We start from the raw sequence: 20,082 nt of genomic DNA, 5'->3' as shown, positions 1-20,082 counted from the left end.
ATGTGGTCGATACCGCGGTAGTCTGGGGTTGTGACCAGGACCTTCGGCATCGACACCTCCCGCATGAGCGAGGAGGAACTCCTGACCGCGCTGGGCGACCTCGAACAGCAGCGGCGAGCCGACTATGCCCGCGAGCTGGCGGTCCTGGCCGAACTCGACGGCCGCGACACCGCGAACCAGAACGGCTACCGCGACCTGCCGGTGTTGACCCGGGAGATCCTGCGGGTCAACGCCTACGACGCCCGCCAGCGCGTGGCCCACGCCCGTGCGGTGGTACGGCGGCACGGCCCCGGCGGGATACCCCTGGAACCCGACCTCCCCGAAGTCGGCGCCGCCGCGGCCGAGGGCGTGATCGGGCCGGAGCACATCGAGACCATCCGCGCCACCGTGGCCCGGTTTCCGCAGCCGGTCAGCCTGCCCGATCGGGAGCATGCCGAGGCGCTGTTGACCAAGGCGGCGCGGGAGTACGAACCCCACACCGTCACCGCGCTGGGTAAAGAGATTCTGGCGCGGCTGGACCAGGACGGCACCCCACCGAGCGAGGAGGAACTCGCCCGGCCGGAACGGTCCCTGGACTGGCGCGAAACCCGCGGCGTACGACTCCGCGGCACCTTCGAGCTGGACGCCGAAACCGCGGCAGTGTTGACCGGGCTGATCGAACCCCGGGCGAAACCCGCCAGCACCACAGAGGAGCCGGACCGGCGCAGCAAGTTCCAGCGGCAAGGGGACGCGTTCGCCGACGTGCTGCGCGTCGCGGCCGGATGCCCCGAAGAAGGACCCACCGAGGCCGGGGAACCCTTCACCGTCATGGTCACGGTGACCCTGGAGGACTTGAAGCACGGCACCGGATACGGGCTCCTGCACGGGCAGGAGTCCTACTCCGCCGCCCAAATCCGGCGCATGGCCTGCGACGCGTATGTCGTGCCCGCGGTCCTGGGCAGCAAGGGCGAGATCCTGGACATCGGGCAACGCACCCGCGCGGTACCCCTGGCCATCCGGCGCGCGCTTGTCCCTGCGGGACCGCGGATGCGCTTTCCCGGGATGCCGGAAAAAACCCAAGCAATGCGACGCCCATCACGTGATCCACGTGCGCCATGAGGCGCGTGTTTGTCCGATCGGAGGTGAGAGACCTCCGGCGCTGGACCGTCACAGTGGTTCGGTGAAGCTGAGGGCAGCCTGATTCACGGGAATGGGTGGATTGAGGTGGCAAGCGGCCCTGACAAAGTCGAGTCGTGCCAGCACTGCCAGATGGTGCGGGCTCGGTGAGCGAGACGAGAAGGTATACGAATAGGAATCAGTGTCTGAGGCCTCGTTATGTGGAGCCGACTCGAAACCTGGCGGATCTGAGTCGGTATCGCAGTGCGCGTGAACCAAGTGAAGGGTGTAGCGCCCGCCTGGGATTGTATTCCTGGGTAGTCTGTGGAGAAAGTCTGTGGCGTATTCACAGGGGCTGCCGGGGTAAAGCTGAGTGCCTCACTCGTCGATCGGGAACACGTGAACATGGGAACCACCGCGAGCTTTCCATGCCTGGGCGCAATCCGGTGTCCCAGATGTGGATAGGTGCATTGCCCGCCGAGGGGCTCTGTGGTGGGGCGGAGTCGCCGTAGTACTCCGAGGGCGGGAAAACCGTCCGCATGGGGAAGGGCGACAGCGAATCGAGCAGGGAAGTTGGGGTAATGCCAGAAGAGGCCTCACCGGTGAACATCGGTGATCTGCTGCTGGTGCCGTTCACGGCAGGGCAGCGGGTACTGGGAATGCAGACGAAACTGCACCGTTGGGCGGCGGCCGATCCCGGTCGCCGGTTTGATGATCTCTACAACCTCGTGGCCGACCCCGCGTTCCTCGCCGTGGCGTGGGAGCGGGTGTCAGGGAACACCGGAGCACGCAGCGCGGGCGTCGATCGCCGAACGGTGCGGTCGATCACCGACTCGGCGCTGGGTGTGGTCGGGTTGTTGGAGGAAATCCGCGCCGATCTGAAAGCGCGGACGTTCCGTCCGCTCCCGGTCCGGGAACGACACATCCCCAAAGCCGGTGGGAAGACCCGTCGGCTGGGGATACCGACCGTGACCGATCGGGTCGTTCAAGCCTCGCTGAAGCTGGTCCTGGAACCGATCTTCGAGGCCGGGTTCCAGTCCTCCAGCTATGGTTTCCGGCCCAGGCGCCGGGCCCAGGATGCCATCGAAGAAATCCGCAAACATGCCCGTGAGGGCTACGAATGGGTCTTCGAGGGCGACATCACCGCCTGCTTCGACGAGATCGACCACACCGCCCTGATGGGTTTGGTGCGGCGACGCGTCAAGGACAAGCGGATTCTGGAACTCATCAAGGCGTTCCTGCGCGCCGGAATCCTCAGCGAGGATGGTCCTGACCGGGACACCCATACCGGAACCCCGCAGGGCGGCATCCTGTCGCCTCTGCTGGCCAACATCGCCCTCTCCGAGCTGGACGACTATTTCCACCAGTTGTGGGAGAACCACAAGAACGCCACCAACCGGCAACGGCACCGTGAACGCGGCGGTGCGACGTTCCGCCTGACCCGATACGCCGACGACTTCGTCGTCATGGTCAACGGAACCCGGGAACACACGGAATCCTTGTGGGGCGAGATCGAGGCGATCCTGGCCGGGATCGGGCTACGGCTCGCACCCGAGAAAACCGGAATCGCCCACATCGACGAGGGGTTCGACTTCCTCGGGTTCCGCATCCAGCGGTATCGCCAATATGGAAGCGATCGGCGACTGATCTACACCCTCCCCTCGAAGAAGTCGATGACTTCGATCAAGCGGAAGATCAAGACAGTTACCAAACGGATCACCCATCAGGACGCGGACCAACTGTTCCGGCAACTCGGAACGATGACCCGCGGATGGGCCCAGTACTTCCGGCACGGCTCTTCCAGCAAGGCCTACCACCACCTGCAAGACTACCTGTGGTGGCGGGTCTGGGAATGGCTGAAGAACAAACACCCCCGTACCAGTAAACGGGACATCATAAACCGTTACTACAACCGGTGGTGGCCGGAATATAACGGTGTCGAACTATGGAGACCCACAACGATGACCATCCAACGTTATCGCTACCGAGGAAACCAAATCTCGACACCCTGGGACAAACCAGCCATAACGGCAACCTAACGGCGACTCGTGGAGAGCCGGATGCGGTGAAAGCCGCACGTCCGGTTCGGGGGAGCGGCATGGGGAAACGGCCCGGCGAAATCCGGACACCGCGCCCCATGCCGACTCCCACTGGGCTCACGGAGGGGCCACAGCGCTATACAACCTCACCCTGCTCTGCTGGTACCACCACAACCTCATCCACCACACCGACTGGCAAGTCCGGATGAGGAATGGGCTACCGGAGTTCGTCCCACCAGCCTTTGTGGACCCGGAGCGAAGACCCAGACGCAACCTCCTCCACCGCCAAGGGGTGCGACATGATGGCCGTGCCGACCGAGACGGGTACGCGGCTGACCTCAGGCCGTCCCGGGATCGTCGAGTTCCTGCAACTGGGCGCCCACGGTGGCCGCCCGGGGGTGGCGCTGCTCGGTGAAGATCGTGAGTGCCTGGCGCCAGCAGTCGCCCGCCTCGGCCCTGCGCCCGATATGGGCCAGTGCGTGGCCGAGGTTGTCCAACGTCTCACCCTCGCCCCACCGGTCGCCGACCGCCCGCCGGATGGCCAGTGCCTCCCGGTAGTACTCGACGGCCTCATCGAACCGCTCGTCGGCCCGGCAGATCTCGCCAATGTTGTTCAACGTAATGGCCTCGCCGAGGCGCAGGCCGACCTTACGCCACAGGGCCAGGGCGGACCGGCAGTAGCCGAGGGCCTCCTCCAGCCTGCCGAGCAACCGGGAGACCTGCCCGAGCAGCATCAGATCGGCGGCCTCTCCCCACTCGTCGCCGACCTCGCGGCGGATCTCCAGCGCCTGCTGGCAGCAGTCCAACGCCTCGGAGAACCGCCCCACCCGGTGATAGGCCTCGCCCAGGTTGTGCAGGTTCGCGCTCTCGCCCCGGCGATCTCCGATATCGCTGGAGATCTCGCGAGCCCGGCAGCAGTTCTCGATCGCCTCCTCGTAACGGCGCAGCTCACGCAGCGCGCCGCCGAGGCCGTTGCGCATCCACGCCTCGGCGTACCGGTCGCGCTGCCGTTTCGCGGCGGCGAGCCCGAGCTCGTGCGTGGTCAGCCAGTCCGTCAGATGTCTGCGGAAAAAGAAGAAGTACCAGAGCGCGGCAGGCAGCTGCCAGGCAAGGGCGTTCCGGCCGGACTCGGCGGCGCACCGCACGGCGGCGACCAGGTTCGCCCGCTCCCGCTCGCACCAGGCCAGCGCCTCCTCGTACCCGGCGAACTCCAGGGGCGGCAGCGCCGATTTCGGCGGCTCGAGCTGGAAGATCCGCTGCGCATGCCGGTTCAGTACCCCGGTCGCCCGGTAGGCCGTCTGCAGGTACCAGTCGAGCAACCGGTCCAGTGCCGCCTCGACCGCATCGTTGCCGCAGAACTCCTCGGGCGGGACCCGCTCCACCGCGTAGTGCCGGAGCAGATCGTGAAACCGGTACCGGCCGGGCGCGGACGGCTCGATGAGGTGGGCGATGGCCAGCCGTTCCAGACCACGGACCGCGTACTCGTGCGGCTGGTCGACCAGTGCGGCGACCGCCTCGGAACTGAAGTCCGGGCCGGGCACGCGGCCGAGCACCCCGAACAGCCGCTGGCTGGCCGGATCGAGCCGCGCGAAGGAGTGCTCGAAGGCGGTGCCGACGGCCAGCTCCGGGTCCCCGGGGATCTCCAGCTGACGCAGCGGATTGCCCTCGGCGAGCTCGGCGGCCGCGCTGGTCAGCCGCAACCATGGCCGGGCCGAGATGTTCGCAGCCACGATTCGCAGGGCCAGCGGGAGACGCCCGCACAACCGGGTGACCGAGGCGGCCGACTCGGGCTCTTCGGCCACCCGCTGCTCCCCGACCATCCGGGAGAGCAGGCCGATCGCCTCCACCGGGGTGAGCGCGTCCAGCACGAGGCTGTGCGCGTCGTGCATCACCGAAAGCCCGCGCAGGTCGTTCCGGCTGGTGACAACGACAAGGCAGTCCGGGGTGCCGGGCAGCAGCGGGCGTACCTGGTCCGCCGAGGAGACGTTGTCCAGCACGACCAGCATGCGCTTACCGGACAGCAGGGACCGGTACAGCGCGGCCTGCTCGTCCAGGTCCACCGGGACCTGCGGCGGTGGAATGCCCAGCGCACGGAGGAAGCGGGCCAGCACTTCGGTCGGCTCCATCGGCGCGTCCGAGGTGTAGCCGCGGAAGTCCACGAACAGCTCACCGTCGGGGAACCGGTCGCGGACCCGGTGCGCCCAGTGCACGGCGAGCGCGGTCTTGCCCATGCCGGCGGCACCGGCGATGACCATGATCCCCATCGAGTTCGCGGCCTGCCGCGCCAGCATGGACTCCAGCCTGCTCAGCTCGGTCTCCCTGCCGACGAACCGCGGCACGTCGGCAGGCAGCTGCCGGGGCAGGTGCGTACCCGCGGCAGCCCCGGAAGGGGAGCCGCTGGCCAGGGTCTGGTCCCTGGTGAGAATCCGCTGGTGCAGCAGTTGCAGGTCGGAGCCCGGCTCGATGCCGAGCTCGCTGACCAGCACCTCCCGTGCCTCCCGGAAGGCCTCCAGCGCATCCGCCTGCCGCCCGGCCCGGTACAGCGCGAGCATCAGCAGGCCATGCAGCCGCTCCCGGAGCGGATTGGCGGTGAGCAGGTTGCGGATCTCGGCGATCAGGTCGGCGGCCTCGCCGAGGGCGAGCCGGGCCTCGAACAGCCACTCCTGCGCGTCCAGCCGTTCGTCGTTCAACGCGGCCGCCAGGGAGGTGGCGAACGGCCGCTGCACGGTCGACAGCGCGGGCCCCCGCCAGGTCGCCACCGCCGCCTCGAATGCCTCCTTGGCCCGCTCGAAGTTACCGCTGGTAGCCGCGGATCTGCCATCCTGCACGTGCTGCCGGAATATCTCCAGGTCAAGCTCACCCGGTTCCACCCGCAGGGAGTAGCCGGTGGAATGTGTGACTATCCGTAACTGACGATCCGGTTGTTCCGCCGTCAGCATCCGGCGCAGCCTGGACACCGAGACGTGCACGGTGTTGGCCGTGCCGCCGCTCGGGTCGTCCCCCCACACCAGCTCCAGCAGCCGCTCGACGGACACCACCCGGTTCGGCTCGCTGAGCAGGGCCGCGAGCAACGCGGTGGTCTTCGCCCCCCGGACCCGCAACCGGCCACCGGGACCCTCGACCTCGACCGGGCCCAGAATTCGGAAATCCACCGGTGACCTCCGCGACGGGCGAGCTGCCGGGCATGACGGGACGGCGTTTTCGCAGGAAGTATCGCACACCGTGACCATCGTTTTCATGATCCGGTGATCAGCGGCTGTCATGTGTTTGCAAGTGACGTGACAGGACCACGGCGCACCGTAGGGGTCACGCCGAGGTCGGAGGCGAGGCCGGGTGTCATCGCAGGCGCGGCGATGCGGCCCCTCCGACCGAGGCGTTCACAGGGCGGGCTCGCGTCGCCGAACCGGCTCGTGGGGGTGAGCCGGTACGGCGACGCGAGCCCCCGGCGGCCGCCAGGGATGTCTACTGAGAAACAGGCACTGACCGATGCTGTCCACTCAGGATTCGGACGGGGCCGAAACTCGACCTTTGACTGGTTTAGACCAACCGGGGTTTCCTGACAGGGTCACCAAGTGACACTCCGAATCGTTCCCTGCGCGAGGAGTATCATAATGTCACTACGTCGGATCCTGGGTGCGCTCGCCACCCTGGCGGCCACGGCGGCCATGGTCACCGTCGGCACCACAACCTCGACGGCGGCGCCGGCACCCGCACCGACACCCGCTTGCGACTATCCGGCCTGGCAGGCAGGCCAGTCCTACGTCGCAGGCGATATCGTGCGCTACACCGACGGCAACCTCTACCTCGCCGTACACGCCAATCCCGGCTACGACCCAGTGATCAGCCACTGGTACTGGGATCCCTACGACTGCGACGGCGACACCACACCGCCGGACCCCTCCGGGTTCGTGGTCAGCCAGGCCCAGTTCAACCAGATGTTCCCAGCCGGAACTCCTTCTACACCTACGGCGGCCTGACCACGGCCATGAACTCCTTCCCTGCGTTCGCCAACACCGGCAGTGACACCGTCCGCAGGCAGGAGGCCGCAGCCTTCCTTGCCAATGTGCACCACGAGACCGGCGGCCTGCGCTACATCGTGGAGCAGAACCAGAACAACTACCCGCACTACTGCGACCGGAGCCAGCCCTACGGCTGCCCGGCAGGGCAGGCGGCGTACTACGGCCGCGGCCCGATCCAGCTGAGCTGGAACTTCAACTACAAGGCGGCCGGTGACGCGCTGGGCATCAACCTGCTGCACGACCCCTGGCAGGTGCAGCACAACGCGGCGGTGTCCTGGAAGACCGCGCTCTGGTACTGGACCACGCAGAGCGGCCCCGGCACCATGACCGGCCACCAGGCGATGGTCAACGGGCACGGCTTCGGTGAGACGATCCGCAGCATCAACGGCTCGCTGGAATGCGATGGCGGTAACCCCGGCGAGGTGCAGAGCAGGGTGGACAGGTACCGGCAGTTCACCCAGATCCTCGGCGTGCCGACCGGAGGAAACCTCTACTGCTGATCCGGCTCCAGCACTGATCCCGTCGGGTCCCTCGTGCGCCTCCGCGCTCACGAGGGACCCGCGCATGCCCGCGGCGACCCCACCGGCGACAACTCATTACGTCGTAAGCTATCCTTGCCCATATCACTTTACGAAGTAAACTGTTAGCGACATCGCGGGGAAAGGCTGGAACACTCGATGCCCAAGGCACGACTGCATGACGGCAGCACCATCGACCTGGAGATACACGGAGCAGGCCCGACCCTGCTGCTGCCGGTCGACCCTCGACCGGCCGAAGGGCAGCAGGCCGAGGAGATGCGCAGGTGGGGAACCGATCCGGCGCTGGGCCGATCACTCATCGACGGCCTCAGCGACGCGTTTCGCGTGGTCGCGTTCGGCTACGAGGCGCAGGTACTGGCCGAGCCCAAACCGGAGACCCTCACCCCGGCGAACATCGTGCACGACCTCCTCGCCGTGGCCGATGCGGCAGGAGCCGAGCGGTTCGGCTACTACGGCTACTCCTGGCTGGCCATGACCGGGCTGCAACTCGCGATCCGCACCGACCGCATCGCCGCGCTCGCCATGGGCGGGTTCCCCCCGCTCGGCGGGCCGTATCCGGAGATGCTGCGGGTCACCACGGCAACGAGGGAGCTGGCGCTGGCCGCGGGAACGAAACCGGCAGTCGCACCGGGCACGGACGAACAGGACCAGTCGAAGGTGTCGGACCGGCAGGACTATGACTGGTCAACGGTGGAGGTGTCGATGACCGAGCCACAGACCCGTCAGTTCGTCACACTCTACGAAGCCCTCAGGGACTTCGACGATCTCGCCGCCCAGGACCGGATCGGCTGCCCCAGGTTGTGTTTCGTCGGCTCGGCCGACGAGATCCGCTACGGCGAGCGGTGGGGCAACGTCCGGGTGGACATGGCGGGTCCGGTCACCGGCAGGCGCGCCGAACTGGAGCAGCTCGGCTGGGAGGTGCATGTCCTCGATGGGCTGGACCACATGGGGGCCATGCAGGCGGAGCGGGTCCTGCCGGTGCTGCGGCCGTGGCTGGTCACCGCGCTGACCGGCGGGTGACCCGGGCTCAGCGGGACTGCAACGCGTCCAGGGCCACCGCCTGGGCCAGCACCAGCCTGCGATCCAGGGCCGGATCCTCGATGTGCACCAGGTAGTGGTCCCGGAAGCGGGTCTTCTTGTCCACCGCACCCACCGGGGTGGTGTCCCGGACGAAGTCGAAGTGGTACTTCAGCGGGAACGGCCAGTCACCCACCCACGGCAGGATCTCCCACGCCCGGCGGAACAGGGCCAGCCCCATGCTGCGCTCGCTGATGGTGACCGGGTCCTGGCCGGGCTGGTCGAGCTGCCAGGTGGAACGCAGCAGGGACTTGCCGAACTTCTTGCCGAACAGCCCGATCGGCTGGCCGTCCGGGGTGGTCACGTCGTAGCCGCTGGCCAGGTCGATCACCTTGCGCGCCTTGAACGCGGCCAGCACGGAACTCTTGCTCTCGTCGGTGTAGAGGGTGACCTGCTCCTTGAAGGCCATCCGCTTCTGTTCCACGAAGGCGACCAGCGGACCCGGCTCGCCGTGCCCGTCGTCGGCGAAGATCTGGTAGCGGTTGACCATCATGGTGATCTTCTGGTGCATATGGAACCGCTGCTGAGCCTGTAGCTCCTGGACGTCCACCGAACCCCCCTACGAAACCTGCGTGTCCGACCGTATCGGCTACCCGCAGTATGTCACCCGATCGTAGCCGGGCGCGGGTCGGCCCTGCCGGTCAGCGGGCGAGGTGGTAGTCCCCGGCGTCGAAGTCGGCGAGCTCGCGGGTGTACTGCACGGCGAAGCCCGGGTACATCGCGGGGTTGAACCCGTCCTCGGTGAGGTACCAGCTACGGCAGCCGGAGTTCCAGGTGGTCTTGGCCAGCCTGCGCTGCAGTTCGGTGTTGAAAGCCTCCTGGGTATCCGCGCGTACCTCCATACTGCGCAGGTTGCGTTCCAGCATGAGCCGGATGGCCTTGACGATGTAGTCCACCTGCGACTCGTTGTAGACCAGCACCGAGTTGTGGCCCGGCCCCGAGTTGGGGCCGAAGGTGAGGAAGAGATTGGGATAGCCCGCGACGCTGACGCTCTTGTACGCCCGCGCGCCGGTGGACCACTCCTCGGCGAGCACCCGGCCACCGCGGCCGGTGATCGGGTAGGGCGTCGAGGTCTTGCTCACCTCGAAACCGGTGGCGAACACGATGCAGTCCACCTCGTGCTCGATCCCGTCCGCGGTGCGGATCCCGTTCGGGGCGATGGTGGCGATCGGCCAGGTGACCAGCTTGCAGTTCTCCCGTTGCAGTGCCGGGTAGTAGTCGCTGGTCATCAGCACCCGCTTGCAACCGAGCCGGAAGTCCGGGGTGAGCTGGCGGCGTAACCAGGAGTCCCGCACCGTGAGCCGCAGATGCGCCCTGGCCAGCCCCTGCAGGGCGGTGGTGAACGGGCTGTCCCACACCACGCCGAGCGCCATCAGCTCATGCGCCCAGAACAGCGCCGCGCGGTAGGCCCGCTGCACTGCGGGCCTGCGCCGGAACAGGGCGGTCAGCCAGGCAGGGTAGCCGTGGTCGAGGCGCGGCATGACCCAGCCAGGGGTGCGCTGGAACACCCGGACGCTGCGCGCCTGCTCGACCAGCCGGGGGATGATCTGGACCGCGCTGGCCCCGGTGCCGATCACCGCGACCCGCTTGCCGGTCAGGTCGTAGTCGTGATCCCACCGCGCGCTGTGCATGGTGTGCCCGGTGTAGCTTGCGAGGCCCGGGATATCCGGCAGGCTGGCGTTGGCCAGCGGACCGGAGGCCAGCACCGCGGCGCGGGCGGTGAACCGGCGGCCGTCGGCGGTGCGGGCCGTCCAGGTTCCCGGATCGTCCGCGAAGGACAGTCCGGTCACCTCGGCCCCGAAGCGGATCTGCGGGCGCAGGTCGTACTCCGCCACCACCCGTCTGATGTAGTCCAGTATCTCCGCGCCGCCCGAGTAGGCCCGAGTCCAGTCGGGGTTGGGTGCGTAGGAAAGGGAGTACAGCGGCGAGGGCACATCGCAGGCCGCGCCGGGGTAGGTGTTGTCCCGCCAGGTACCGCCCACGTCCGAGGCCCTTTCCAGGATCACGAAGTCGTGGATACCCGCCTGCCGCAGCCGGATCGCCGTACCGAGACCGGCGAAACCGGCCCCGATGATCACGACCGTGCCGTGTTCCTCGGCGCCCCCGGTCATTTGGCCACCGGTTCGTGCGTGAGCTCCTTGGCCCAGCTCGGCGTCTTTCCGGTCAACCGCGCGGGAATGCGGCTGGTGAGCCGGACCAGCGGGTCGGCGAGGAAGCGATGGTACGGGTGGGTCCGGTCCACCACCATCGCGGCCTGCCGCTTGAACAGCTGGTAGGCGGGAACCCGCCGGGTGTTGCTGCTGCGCTGTCCATTGGTGACGAACCGCTTGACCGCGTTGTGCAGCTTGCGTTCGGACAGTCCCATCGCGACGATGTTGTCCCGCATCTTGTTCAGCAACGGCACGTACAGCAGCAGGCCGAGCAGGATCTGCGGTTTCAGTATCGAGGCGGACTCGATCAGCAGCCTGCGCAGCGGGCCCGCACCCACCAGGTCGAGCACCTGGAAGTCCACCACGATATGCCGGGACTCGTCGGAGTTGATGTGCTTGAACACCTCGTGGCACAGCGGGTCGGCCACCTCGTCCAGCAGGAACTTCACCAGTGCCCCGTCCAGCGCGCACTCCAGCATCGGGATCAGCGTGGCCAGGCCGGAAAGCGGTGCGCCATCGGCATAGCGGTCCAGCATCTGGATGGCCAGCCGGACATTGACGTTCGGCTCCGGCACCTGGTCATCCTCCAGCATTCCCCAGCGGCGCATCAACGCCAGCTCGGCGTTGGCGTGCTTCTGTTCCTCGGCGTGGAAGTAGGTGTAGATCTCCTTGATAGTCTCGTTCGGCGCCTTCCTGGCGAGGGCCGCGAACCCGCGGGCACCGATGTTCTCGATCCAGACCAGGTCGGTCATGAACTCCTTCAGCTGGGGTCGCTGCTCCTCGGTGATCAGCTCAGCACCCGGCGCATCCCAGTCGATATCGGCCAGGGCCCACTGCTTGTCCTTGACCGTCTGCAACATGTCCGCGAAGTCGAATGGCATGGTCGTGGTCTCCTCTCCGGGTTCAGGTCTCGCTTTTCGGGAGCAACCGGCCGAGCAGCCCGGCCGCGCGGGTGTAGCCGGCTGGGAAGAACCGCTTGCCGCGCCAGGCAAGCCGGGCGTCCCACTGCGGAAGGACGTGCAGCCGCCCGCGGTCGTGCGCGTCGAGGGTGCGGCGCACGATCCGATCCGGGCTGCTGCCGGTAAGGCGCATCAGGACGGTGGCGGCGCGAGCGGCGGCCGCCTCGATCAGTTCCCCGGAAACGATGTCGGTCCGGACGAAGGTGGGGCACAGCACGGTCACCCCGACCCCGGTTCCGGAAAGCTCGGCGGCGAGTGTCTCCGAAACGGACAGCACGGCCGCCTTGCTCGCGCTGTACGCTGCCATCCGCGGAGCCGCGGCGAAGGCGGCAGCGGAGGCGACGTTGATGATCCCGCCACCACCCGCGGCCCGCAGCCACGGGACGAACACATGACAGCCGTGCACCACGCCCCACAGGTTGACCTCGAGGGTGCGCCGCCAGTCCGGTAGTGGCGTCTCGCCGATCACCCGGCCGCCGGTGCCGATGCCCGCGTTGTTCACCACCAGCCCGGCCGGGCGGCCGAGCCAGTGCTCCGCGGTTTCGGCGAGGTCCCATACCTGCGCCTCGATGGAGACATCGCAGGCGACCGGCAGCGCCCGGCCACCCCGGCCCTCGATGGTGGCCGCGGTCTCCTTGGCCGTCGCGGGGTCGAGATCGGCGCAGACCACGCTGCCGCCCCGGCGGGCCAGTTCCATGGCGAACGCCCTGCCGATGCCGCTGCCCGCCCCGGTCACCACGGCCGCCGCCGCATGGCTGCGGCGCGTCGCCGGCATGGATGCACTCACCGGGCCTCCTCTCCTCGCCTGCTTCGCACCTGCCGCCGGACGAAGGCGGCGGCCGCGGCCAGCGCCGGGTTCGCCTCCGGGACCAGCAGCGGAAGTGCCTGGAACACGTGCATCTGCCCGGGCCAGATCTCCAGCTCGCACCGGGTTCCCGCGGCCCGCAACGAGCGGGCGAGGTGCTCGGCGTCGGCGGCGAGCATCTCGGCCCCGCCCGCCTGGACCAGGGTGGGCGGGAAGCCGTCCACACCGTCGAAGGCGAGCGCCAGCCGCGGGTGGGCTGCGTCGGTGTCCCCGGTGTACAGCGCGACCATCCGGCGCGCCCGCTCCGCGGAGATCATGGGGTCCCGCCTGCGCCGTTCCCTGCCCCGCGCCAGTTCGAGCGAGGGGTCGACCAGCGGGGAGAACAGCACCACCGCGGCCGGGGCAGGCAGCCGGGAGCGCAGCAGCTCGAGGGTCAGGTCGAGGGCGAGGTGGCCGCCCGCGGAGTCCCCGGCGAGCACGATCCGGTCCCCGCGGTGGCCGCATCCGCGCAGCCAGTCGTAGGCGGCACGGACATCCTCCGCGGCGGAGGGAAACCGGTGCCGCGGGGCGAGACGGTAGTCGCAGGCGAACACCGGGCATCCGGTCATCGCAGCCAGCCGGGAGGTCAGCCCGCGATGGGTGCGCGCCGAGCACACCGCGTAACCGCTGCCGTGCAGGTACAGCAGCACCGTGCCCGCCCGCCGCTCGCCCGGCCCGCGTACCCATTCACCGCGCACCCTGGTCCCGCCCGCGCCGGGGATGTCGACCCGGCTCACCTCGGTGCCCGGCAGCACCGGGCCCAGGAATGCCAGCGAACCGGCCACGATCCGGCGGGACAGCCGTACCCCGCGTTCCGATGCGGGCAGGACCGTGGTGAGCGGCCGGAGGGTGACCGCGGTGACGCCGGACAACCAGCGCGCCCGCCACGAGGCCGCCCGCCGGGGTGCGGTCGCCTGATCTGATGGCACTTGCCATCTCTGATGGCGCATGCCATCCGATTGTGCTCGTGGGAGGCCGGTTGTCAAGATGGGATCCATGCGCACCCGATCCCGGACCTATGCGGGCCGCAGTGCCGAGCAGCGCACGGCGCAGCGGCGCCGCAGGCTGGTCGACGCGGCGATGGAGATCTGGGGCGACCAGGGATGGGCCGCGGTCACCATGCGCGGGGTGTGTGCCAGGGCCGGGCTGATAGACCGCTACTTCTACGAGAGCTTCGCCGACCGGGAGGCGCTGCTCGCCGCGGTCTGGGACCAGGTGTTCGAGGAGACCATGGCCCTGCTGCTGGAAGCCATCGCGGACAAGGGCGACCAGCACCCGATCGACCAGCTGCGCGCCGCGATCGCCGCTTTCGTGCACCACGTCGCGGGCGATGCGCGCCGGGCCCGGATCGCCTTCGGCGAGCACGCGGGCAGCCCGACCCTGGAGCAGCGCCGCCGGCAGGCCTTACAGCAGGCCACCGACCTGCTGGTGCGGACGGGCCGCCGCTACCTCGAGCCCGGGGTGGACGAGGACGCGCTCCGGATGAGCACCCTGATCGGCATCGGCGGTTTCGTCGAACTGGTCACCGCATGGCATGCCGGGGTGGTGGACACCGACGCCGAGCGGCTCATCGAGCACGCAACCGAGGTCGGTACCGCGCTCGCCGCCCGCTATCTCCGCGCGGACCTCAGCGCAGGGCGGTAGCGAGGAACTCGACGCTGTCCGCCCACGCCTCGGCCCGTGCCATGGTGGTGGCCTCGGGACTGCCGCCAAGGTCGAAGGTCACGCCGGGGCCGGGGCTCGTGGTGCTGGTGAGCGGGGCACCGGGTGGACCGGCGATCCCGTGGCCTGCACCAGGGAACACCCGGTGCCGGAAATCGTGCGGGTGCCCGGCCGCCGACAGCCGGTCCATGGCTACCTGGCAGTAGTCCGCACCCGGCCACATCCGGTCGTCCGCGGCGGACAGCAGCAACACCGGCCCGCGGATCCGTTCCACCGGGATGCTCACCCGCTCGAGTTCGGCCGGATCCTCCGGCGGCGGCCGGAACGCCCGGGCCAGCGGCACCGGTTGTCCACTCCGGACACACGCGCGCAGCTCCTCGGACAGGGTGTACGGCAGGTACGGTAACGGCTCGCCGCGCAGGGTCCACGGCGGGGCAGGCGTGCCGAGGATGTCCAGCAGCCCGCCACGGCGGTAGTCGATCCCCTGGGTCACCACTCCCCCGCCGACCACTCCGGCCACCGCGCCGACACGCGGGTCGTGCGCGGCGAGCAGCAGCGCGGCCTCCGCCCCGCGGGACCCGCCCAGCACCCCGAACCGTTGCCCGGCGAGCGGTTGCCCGGCCAGGACGTCCAGCGCGCGGAAGAAGTACTCCAGCGGCACCCGCACCAGGCCCGGCGGCAGCCCAGGGGCGCCGAAGTAGGCCAGTGCGAGCACCGTGAACCCCTCGGCGGCCAGCATCCGGGCGTCACGCTCGTGCAGCCCGCCTTCCGAGCCGCCCAGCAGCAGCACCCCTGGCGCCGGGCCGGGGTCCGCGGGAACGCACAACACGCCGGAAAGCCCGCCCTCCAGGACTCGCCGCACCTCCACCTCACCCGCCATACCGACAGCCAACCACAACGGCGGCCCTGTGACACGCGGCTGATCGGGGTTGCCGCGCGGTATCCCGGGCTGACAGGTTGGGTCCGGCATGCCGAACGGCTCGACCCTGCCGCGTCGCCGGCCGCGCACGAAAGGACCCGCTCGCCCGATGACCGTGAACGCCGAGGACACCACCGCGTGGATCCGCCGATACCACCCGGCTCCGGATGCACCGCACCGACTGGTCTGCTTCCCGCATGCGGGCGGGTCGGCCAGCTACTACTTCCCGGTCGCGCGCTCGCTCTCGCCGCGGGTGGACGTGCTGGCCGTGCAGTACCCCGGCCGCCAGGACCGGCACACCGAGCCGTGCATCGACGACATCGGCGAGCTGGCCGGCCGCACCGCCGAGGCGCTGCGGCCGTGGACCGGCCAGCCGCTGGCCTTCTTCGGGCACAGCATGGGCGCCAGCCTCGCCTTCGAGGTGGCGAGGAGGTTCGAGGCCGATGGCATCCTGCTGAGCCGCCTTTTCGTCTCCGGGCGGCGGGCGCCGACCCGCACCAGGAACGACGGGGTGCATCAGCTGGACGACGAGGGCCTGCTGGCGGAGATGCGCATGCTGGGCGGAACCGAGGCGGCCGTGCTGCAGGAGGAGGACCTGCTCCGGATGATGCTGCCCGTGCTGCGCAATGACTACAAGGCCGCCGAGACCTACCGCTACGTCCCCGGCCCGGACGTCAGCTGCCCCATCCACGCGCTGGTCGGCGACCAGGACCCGCGAGTCCCCGTGGATGAGGCCCGCTCCTGGGGCGACCACACCTCGGGCGAGTTCACCCTGCGGGTGTTCCCTGGCGGGCACTTCTATCTCGGCCAGCAACAGGCGGAGGTGCTACGGACGATCTCCGAACACCTCGGCTGAAAACCACCCGTCGCGGCGCGGCCGGTTCCTCATTCGGCGATCTTGGTCCGCCCCGTCCAGGCGAAAACCGCGATCTTCTCCCCGCCCGCGGTATTGAACTGGCCATTGTGCGAGAAGTGCTCATAGCCCGCACCGGTGCTCACTTTGACCTGTTCAGCCAGGTCGACCACCTCACGACGCCGGTCGACATCGGACAACGTGGCCGGACCACCGACCAGTTCAGCCTTGATTCCAGCCACGGCATCCCCTCGGGGCAAATTGATCGATAAAACGACCCCAGAACACTGTGCTCTGCATCACAATCTTGCGGACTTCGCCGTGAACTGTCAAGCGGCGCAGGACGGAGAAAACGTCAGCGCGCGGCGGCATACACCCTGCCGACCGTGTCGGCGAGACCGGCCAGGCCGGGCAGCACCGCGTCGGCGATCGCCGGGTCGTTGTCCTCGGCCAGCCGGTTGATCCACACCCGCGGGATGTCCAGCTCGTGCGCGGGCACGATGTCGTGGAAGTAGCTCTGCGCCACGTGGACCCACTGCTCCCGGCGCACCCCGAAGGTCCGCTCGAACCGGGTGAAGTGCTCATGCCTCGGCTTGTAGCAACCGACGTCCTCGGCCGTGACGATCGCGTCCACCGGCACCCCGAGCCTGCGTTGCGACTCACCGATGATGTCCCGATCGCAGTTGGTGAGCAGGGCCAGCCGCCAACCCGCGGCGCGTAGCTCGGTCAGCGCGGCGCGGGTGTCCGGAAACACCGGCCAGTGGGCGATTCCGGCGGCCAGCACGGCGGCGTCGTCCGCGGTGAGCAGTTCGAGCCCGGCCTCGGCGCAGGTCCGGCGTAACGCCTCGGCCATCACCTCGCGGTAGCGCAGCGTGGGGAACTCGGCCTGCACCCGCGGCTCATGCCGGTTGTAGACCGGGAGCAGCTCGGCTCCCCGGCCGGGGAACAGCAGCTCCGCCCCGGTCGCGATGCCATGCCGCCAGTCCACCAGCGTGCCGAAACAGTCGAACGTGGCCCAGCGCAGGTCACTCATCAGCGGCGTCCTTCCTTCCGATCCCGTCAGACTGTCAGTCTGCTATACAGTCAGACAAACGGCAAGGACGGCCGCGACCCGCTCGGGTGCCGAGAACGGGGACAGGGAAGGGTGGCCAGGCCACCACGGGGTCAGGGGGTGTCCTGCTGCTCCCTGCGCGCCTTGGCTCGCCGCTTGCCCTCGTGCATCGCGGCGACGCGGGGCACCGGAATGGTGTGCCCCTCCTCGATCAGGTCGGCGGGCAGGCCCTGCGGGGCAGGCATCGACTCCGCCCACGGATCGGCGGATCCGAGCAGCCCCACCGCGTTGCGGATGGTGAAGTCACCCGGCGCGATCCGGTCCAGGTCCGTCCAGGCCACAGGGAAGGACACCGGGACCCCTGGCCGGATGCGCGGGCTGTACGCGGCGACCACGGTCGCGCCGCCCGCCCTGGTCGGGTCGAGGAACACCTTGCCACCGCGGTCGGCCTTGATGAACGCCGTGGTGGCGAGTGCGGGGTCGATGCGCTCGGCCCTGGCCGCCAGTGCCCTGGTCGCCGCCGCGGTGTCCTCCATGTCCTGGTGCGCCTCGATCGGCACGAACACGTGCAGCCCCTTGGCGCCGCTGGTCTTCACCACCCCCGCCAGCCCGGAGTCGGCGAGGGCCTGCCGCACCAGTAACGCGGCCCGCGCGGCCTGCCGGAAGCCCTCGGCCCCCTGTTCCCCTTCGGCTTCCCCATCGGCGGGCGGGTCCAGGTCCAGCACCAGGTGGGTGGGACGGCTCATCGCCTCGGCACGGGCCAGGGTCGGGTGGTACTCGATGGCGCGCTGGTTGCCGAACCACAGCAGGGTGCGCCGGTCATCACACAGCGCGTAGGAGACCTCCCGGCGCGAGGCCTCCGCCCAGACCGGAACGGTGCGCACCCAGGAAGGGGTGTACTTCGGCACGTTCTTCTGCATGAACGGCGCCTGGCCGCGCAGCACCCGCATGACCGAGAGCGGCCTGCCGCGCAGTCCCGGCAGGATGCGGTCACAGACGGCGTCCAGGTAGTCCACCAGGTCCCGCTTGCTCGCCCCCGCCTGCTCGAACAGCGGCTGGTCGAGGTTGGTCAGCGGCACGCCCGCCCGTGACTCGCCACTCCGTGTGGTTCCCACGGGTCCACCTCACCGTGCTCACCCGTCCCGGTCAACAGCGGATGCCGGACCTGCCGCGGTACCGACCGGTCGGTATGATGCGGGCATGAGCACTGACACCGAGCTGACCAACCACCAGTTCCGGCTCGCGGCGCGCCCGCAGGGCCTACCCCAGCGCACGGACTGGGAGTACCGCACCGAACCGGTCGGCGAACCGGAGGAGGGGCAGTTCCTCGTCGAGGTCTCGCACCTCTCGCTGGACCCCGCGATGCGCGGCTGGATGAACGAGGGCAAGTCCTACATCCGGCCGGTGCGCATCGGCGAGGTGATGCGGGCGGGCGCGATCGGCAGGGTGATCGCCTCCCGGCACCAGGACTTCGCCGTCGGCGAGCAGGTGTCCGGCATGTTCGGCGTGCAGGAGTACGCCATCTCCGACGGTCGTGGCGTGCAGCGGGTGGACACCCGCAGCGCACCGCCGGAGAGCTACCTCGGCGCGCTCGGGATGACCGGGATGACCGCCTACTTCGGACTGTTCGACATCGGAAAGCCGGAGCCGGGGCAGACCGTGGTCGTCTCCGGAGCCGCGGGCGCGGTGGGCAGCGTGGTCGGCCAGCTGGCCAAAATCAAGGGCTGCCGGGTGATCGGGATCGCGGGTGGCGAGGAGAAGTGCCGGCTGCTGGTGGACGAGTTCGGCTTCGACGCGGCGATCGACTACAAGTCCGCCGACCTGAAGGCGGAACTGCGCACGCATGCTCCGGACGGGGTGGACGTGTACTTCGACAACGTCGGCGGCGAGATCCTGGACGCGGTACTGGCCCGGCTCGCACTCGGCGCGCGGGTTGTGCTGTGCGGGGCGATCTCCCAGTACAACGCCACCGAGCAGGTCAAGGGCCCGGCAAACTACCTCTCGCTGCTGGTCAATCGCGCCTCGATGACCGGCATGGTGGTCTTCGACTACGCCGATCGCTACGGCGAGGCCGCGGCGGAGCTGGCCGGCTGGCTGGCCGCGGGCAAGCTGCGCGCCCGCGAGCACGTCGTCGAGGCGGGGATCGAGACCTTCCCTGAGACCCTGCTGAGCCTGTTCTCCGGGGCCAACGTCGGCAAGCTGGTGCTCAAGATCCGCGACTAGTCACGGGCGGCGGCAGGCCGTTGCCCGAGTGCCTTCGACCAGGTGACGACCTGTTCCAGCACCAGGTTCAGCCGTGCGGTCTGCTCCGCGCCAGGAACCCAGGCATCGGGATCGGTGAACAACTCGGTGTCGGTGTGCTTGTCCAGCGCGACCTGCGTCCGCACGGTGGCCACCCCCACCTCACCCAGGATCTGGCGCAGGTGCTCCACGGCGCGGACGGCCCCCGCGGCGCCGTAACCGACGCACCCGGCAGCCTTGTCGTGCCATTCCCGGTAGAGGAAGTCGATCGCGTTCTTCAGCGCGCCGGAAACCGAGTGGTTGTACTCCGGGGTCACGAACAGGAACCCGTCGAAGGAGTCGATCGTCGCGGCCCATGCCATGGTGTGCTCGTGCCGGTACCGGCCGCGGATCGCCGGTTCCGGCTCGTCCAGCAACGGCAGCCGGTACTCGGCCAGGTCGACCAGTTCGACCTCGGCCGTACCGGCCAGCACCAGCGGGTGCCTGCCTGCCACCTCGAGTACCCAGTCCCCCACCCGGCCTGCTCTCCTGCCAGGGCGCGTGCTGCCGAGAATGATGCCGATCCGGGTCATCTGCCTTGCCTCCCTGCGCGTTTCGACCTACCCGGGTAAAGTACAACGTATATGGCAACAGG

General features: G+C 69.1%; 17 protein-coding genes and 1 pseudogene. 7 read left to right on the top strand and 11 right to left on the bottom strand.

Features of this window, described 5'->3' with window-relative positions; genetic code table 11:
* Positions 1–30: 30 nt before the first annotated feature.
* Both KOI47_RS09730 and ltrA read left to right on the top strand, forming a co-directional pair.
* Complete coding sequence (locus KOI47_RS09730; RefSeq protein ID WP_216215661.1) at positions 31–1,098, top strand: DUF222 domain-containing protein; 1,068 nt, start codon at positions 31–33, stop codon at positions 1,096–1,098.
* A gap of 536 nt (positions 1,099–1,634) precedes the next feature.
* Positions 1,635–3,134, top strand: coding sequence for a group II intron reverse transcriptase/maturase (gene ltrA, locus KOI47_RS09725; protein WP_216215660.1), 1,500 nt, complete (start codon positions 1,635–1,637; stop codon positions 3,132–3,134).
* 338 nt (positions 3,135–3,472) lie between these two features.
* Here the strand turns inward: ltrA and KOI47_RS09720 are convergent, their stop codons facing one another.
* Positions 3,473–6,286: an AfsR/SARP family transcriptional regulator gene (locus KOI47_RS09720; protein WP_216215659.1), complete on the bottom strand. Its 2,814-nt coding sequence runs from the start codon at positions 6,284–6,286 to the stop codon at positions 3,473–3,475.
* A 513-nt stretch (positions 6,287–6,799) separates the two neighbouring features.
* On the opposite strand from KOI47_RS09720, the pseudogene KOI47_RS09715 reads away from it, so the two are divergent.
* A pseudogene (locus KOI47_RS09715) lies at positions 6,800–7,653 on the top strand (glycoside hydrolase family 19 protein).
* Between the two features lie 177 nt (positions 7,654–7,830).
* Positions 7,831–8,712 (top strand): alpha/beta fold hydrolase, encoded by an 882-nt coding sequence (locus KOI47_RS09710; protein ID WP_216215658.1) that lies wholly within the window; start codon positions 7,831–7,833, stop codon positions 8,710–8,712.
* Positions 8,713–8,719: 7 nt separating this feature from the next.
* Here KOI47_RS09710 and KOI47_RS09705 read toward each other — a convergent pair whose 3' ends face one another.
* The 5 genes from KOI47_RS09705 to KOI47_RS09685 form a co-directional block, all read right to left on the bottom strand.
* Complete coding sequence (locus tag KOI47_RS09705) at positions 8,720–9,319, bottom strand: LURP-one-related/scramblase family protein (RefSeq protein ID WP_216215657.1); 600 nt, start codon at positions 9,317–9,319, stop codon at positions 8,720–8,722.
* A 91-nt stretch (positions 9,320–9,410) separates the two neighbouring features.
* Positions 9,411–10,880, bottom strand: coding sequence for a flavin-containing monooxygenase (locus KOI47_RS09700; RefSeq protein WP_216215656.1), 1,470 nt, complete (start codon positions 10,878–10,880; stop codon positions 9,411–9,413).
* On the bottom strand, positions 10,877–11,800 hold the full coding sequence (locus KOI47_RS09695; RefSeq protein ID WP_216215655.1) for a ferritin-like domain-containing protein: 924 nt from the start codon (positions 11,798–11,800) through the stop codon (positions 10,877–10,879). Before KOI47_RS09695 ends, KOI47_RS09700 begins: the two co-directional genes overlap by 4 nt.
* 22 nt (positions 11,801–11,822) lie before the next feature.
* Complete coding sequence (locus tag KOI47_RS09690) at positions 11,823–12,665, bottom strand: SDR family NAD(P)-dependent oxidoreductase (protein WP_232376647.1); 843 nt, start codon at positions 12,663–12,665, stop codon at positions 11,823–11,825.
* A complete protein-coding gene (locus KOI47_RS09685; protein ID WP_232376646.1) occupies positions 12,662–13,651 on the bottom strand; it encodes an alpha/beta hydrolase in 990 nt (329 codons plus the stop codon). The genes KOI47_RS09690 and KOI47_RS09685 overlap by 4 nt, the downstream gene beginning before the upstream one ends.
* Before the next feature lie 67 nt (positions 13,652–13,718).
* Between KOI47_RS09685 and KOI47_RS09680 the strand changes: the two genes are divergently transcribed.
* Complete coding sequence (locus KOI47_RS09680) at positions 13,719–14,366, top strand: TetR/AcrR family transcriptional regulator (RefSeq protein WP_216215653.1); 648 nt, start codon at positions 13,719–13,721, stop codon at positions 14,364–14,366.
* On the opposite strand, the gene KOI47_RS09675 is transcribed toward KOI47_RS09680, so the two are convergent.
* Complete coding sequence (locus KOI47_RS09675) at positions 14,350–15,264, bottom strand: acyl-CoA thioester hydrolase/BAAT C-terminal domain-containing protein (protein ID WP_216215652.1); 915 nt, start codon at positions 15,262–15,264, stop codon at positions 14,350–14,352. The two genes, KOI47_RS09680 and KOI47_RS09675, sit on opposite strands and share 17 nt — an antisense overlap.
* Before the next feature lie 148 nt (positions 15,265–15,412).
* Here KOI47_RS09675 and KOI47_RS09670 point away from each other — a divergent pair, with 148 nt between their 5' ends.
* Entirely contained in the window at positions 15,413–16,159 is a 747-nt protein-coding gene (locus tag KOI47_RS09670) for a thioesterase II family protein (RefSeq protein WP_216215651.1), read from the top strand.
* A 29-nt stretch (positions 16,160–16,188) separates the two neighbouring features.
* Here KOI47_RS09670 and KOI47_RS09665 read toward each other — a convergent pair whose 3' ends face one another.
* From KOI47_RS09665 to KOI47_RS09655, 3 genes are all read right to left on the bottom strand, one after another.
* The gene (locus tag KOI47_RS09665) at positions 16,189–16,398 is read right to left on the bottom strand and encodes a DUF5988 family protein (protein WP_216215650.1); all 210 of its coding nucleotides are present in this window, start codon (positions 16,396–16,398) and stop codon (positions 16,189–16,191) included.
* Positions 16,399–16,511: 113 nt separating this feature from the next.
* Positions 16,512–17,189 (bottom strand): HAD family hydrolase, encoded by a 678-nt coding sequence (locus KOI47_RS09660; protein ID WP_216215649.1) that lies wholly within the window; start codon positions 17,187–17,189, stop codon positions 16,512–16,514.
* A 131-nt stretch (positions 17,190–17,320) separates the two neighbouring features.
* Positions 17,321–18,322, bottom strand: coding sequence for a DNA polymerase domain-containing protein (locus KOI47_RS09655; protein ID WP_216215648.1), 1,002 nt, complete (start codon positions 18,320–18,322; stop codon positions 17,321–17,323).
* An 85-nt stretch (positions 18,323–18,407) separates the two neighbouring features.
* On the opposite strand from KOI47_RS09655, the gene KOI47_RS09650 reads away from it, so the two are divergent.
* Entirely contained in the window at positions 18,408–19,430 is a 1,023-nt protein-coding gene (locus KOI47_RS09650; protein ID WP_216215647.1) for an NADP-dependent oxidoreductase, read from the top strand.
* Here the strand turns inward: KOI47_RS09650 and KOI47_RS09645 are convergent.
* On the bottom strand, positions 19,427–20,020 hold the full coding sequence (locus tag KOI47_RS09645) for an NADPH-dependent FMN reductase (RefSeq protein ID WP_216215646.1): 594 nt from the start codon (positions 20,018–20,020) through the stop codon (positions 19,427–19,429). The two genes, KOI47_RS09650 and KOI47_RS09645, sit on opposite strands and share 4 nt — an antisense overlap.
* Positions 20,021–20,082 lie beyond the last annotated feature (62 nt).

Origin of the sequence: Amycolatopsis aidingensis, from assembly GCF_018885265.1 — a bacterium.
In the GTDB taxonomy this organism is placed as follows: Bacteria; Actinomycetota; Actinomycetes; order Mycobacteriales; family Pseudonocardiaceae; genus Amycolatopsis; species Amycolatopsis aidingensis.
Note: the sequence above shows the minus strand (reverse complement) of the source record. Positions and strands in the feature narration are given on the sequence as shown.

What these genes read in the sequence shown, in the direction of transcription:
- KOI47_RS09650 (WP_216215647.1), top strand. Translation starts at nt 18,408, where the DNA reads ATGAGCACTGACACCGAGCTGACCAACCACCAGTTCCGGCTCGCGGCG.
- KOI47_RS09675 (WP_216215652.1), bottom strand. Translation starts at nt 15,264, where the DNA reads ATGGCGGGTGAGGTGGAGGTGCGGCGAGTCCTGGAGGGCGGGCTTTCC.
- KOI47_RS09700 (WP_216215656.1), bottom strand. Translation starts at nt 10,880, where the DNA reads ATGACCGGGGGCGCCGAGGAACACGGCACGGTCGTGATCATCGGGGCC.
- ltrA (WP_216215660.1), top strand. Translation starts at nt 1,635, where the DNA reads ATGGGGAAGGGCGACAGCGAATCGAGCAGGGAAGTTGGGGTAATGCCA.
- KOI47_RS09670 (WP_216215651.1), top strand. Translation starts at nt 15,413, where the DNA reads ATGACCGTGAACGCCGAGGACACCACCGCGTGGATCCGCCGATACCAC.
- KOI47_RS09680 (WP_216215653.1), top strand. Translation starts at nt 13,719, where the DNA reads ATGCGCACCCGATCCCGGACCTATGCGGGCCGCAGTGCCGAGCAGCGC.
- KOI47_RS09645 (WP_216215646.1), bottom strand. Translation starts at nt 20,020, where the DNA reads ATGACCCGGATCGGCATCATTCTCGGCAGCACGCGCCCTGGCAGGAGA.
- KOI47_RS09660 (WP_216215649.1), bottom strand. Translation starts at nt 17,189, where the DNA reads ATGAGTGACCTGCGCTGGGCCACGTTCGACTGTTTCGGCACGCTGGTG.
- KOI47_RS09695 (WP_216215655.1), bottom strand. Translation starts at nt 11,800, where the DNA reads ATGCCATTCGACTTCGCGGACATGTTGCAGACGGTCAAGGACAAGCAG.
- KOI47_RS09710 (WP_216215658.1), top strand. Translation starts at nt 7,831, where the DNA reads ATGCCCAAGGCACGACTGCATGACGGCAGCACCATCGACCTGGAGATA.